The following is a 598-nucleotide window of genomic DNA, read 5'->3' as shown; positions in this document are numbered from 1 at the left end:
GGACTTACGTGGCATCAAGAATATGAAACTCGTGGCTATGCTACGAATGTAATTGGTAAAAGCTATACGGAAATAAAACGATTTATTATGAAAGATGATCCGAATATGCAAGAACCGGATGTCAAATACGACCGCGTAGGCGCTTCGGTTCTGCATGTGAAAGATAAGAAGCGATTGGTAGCGGTAGGTACAGGTATTCCTAATTTGTATCGTAAGCCTTTAGCAGATATTCATTATTACCTGCAAGGCAAGGATGGCACCAAATTTAACCTTAATTACAATATTATTAATGAACGTCAGTTGGAATTGACATGGAAAGATGAATTGCCACCAGGCAAATATGATGTGCACTTGGAGCATGCATTCTACGATCCTTACGTATTCCCGGATGGTCTCCTAATAACAGAACTAGACTTCTACAAACCAAGAAACTTCGCTAGAGTAGACGTGCCTAGCACTTCAGCTAGCAACGAAGTAAATAGTCTTGGTCTGCAAGGGTCCTTCACGGAAGAACCGTCAGCGCCTAATGTCTATGTTCTTAACGACACGACTGAACCAGTAGTCATCAACGACTCGGTCATGTTCAAAGGCACCAGTC

1 protein-coding gene is annotated in these 598 nt (G+C 42.1%); it reads left to right on the top strand.

What is annotated here, in order from left to right:
• The coding region (locus AC1DUA_RS40040) for a hypothetical protein (RefSeq protein ID WP_477504935.1) at positions 1-598 on the top strand (598 nt) is incomplete at both ends.

Source organism: Paenibacillus sp. 01T422, from assembly GCF_056398785.1.
This window is presented reverse-complemented; position numbering and strand designations above follow the sequence as displayed.